This window comes from Streptomyces sp. DH12 (assembly GCF_020873895.1).
In the GTDB taxonomy this organism is placed as follows: domain Bacteria; phylum Actinomycetota; class Actinomycetes; order Streptomycetales; family Streptomycetaceae; genus Streptomyces.
Map to the genome: position 1 here is coordinate 1 of NZ_JAHWGT010000285.1, position 709 is coordinate 709.

Consider the following 709-nt stretch of genomic DNA (forward strand, 5'->3'; position numbering starts at 1 on the left):
GGACGCCGACTGGCGCGCGGAGGACGTCCACGTCGGCCCGCTGGACTCGACGTTCACCGTGGTCGGGCCGGGGGGCGAGCGGATCACCGCCCGCTCGCCGCTGCCCGGCCCGTTCAACGTGGCCAACTCCCTGGCCGCGATCGTCGCGCTGGCCGCCGCCGGACTCGACCCGCAGGCCGCCGCCGACGGCGTCGCCGCCGTGCCGGGCGTGCCCGGCCGTCTGGAGCGCGTCGACGTGGGCCAGCCGTACCTGGCGGTCGTGGACTACGCCCACAAGACGGACGCCGTGGAGTCGGTGCTGCGCGCCCTGCGCAAGGTCACCGAGGGCCGGGTGCACGTCGTGCTCGGCTGCGGCGGCGACCGTGACGTCACCAAGCGGGAGCCGATGGGCGCGGCCGCCGCGCGGCTCGCCGACACCGCCGTACTGACCTCCGACAACCCCCGCTCCGAGGACCCGCTGGCGATCCTCGCCGCGATGCTCCAGGGCGCGGCCTCGGTGCCCGCCCACCAGCGCGGCGAGGTCCAGGTCTTCGAGGACCGCGCCGCCGCGATCGCCGCCGCCGTCGCCCGGGCCGAGCCCGGCGACACCGTGCTGGTCGCCGGCAAGGGCCACGAGCTGGGACAGGACATCGCCGGGGTGGTGCGTCCGTTCGACGACCGCCAGGTGCTTCGCGAAGCAATCAAGAAGACCCAGGGATGAACTTGTGAT

General features: G+C 75.3%; 1 protein-coding gene. It reads left to right on the plus strand.

What is annotated here, in order from left to right; genetic code table 11:
- On the plus strand, nt 1-700 hold a 700-nt coding region (locus LPA54_RS34070; RefSeq protein WP_306806582.1), incomplete at its 5' end, for a glutamate ligase domain-containing protein.
- Nucleotides 701-709: the final 9 nt, after the last annotated feature.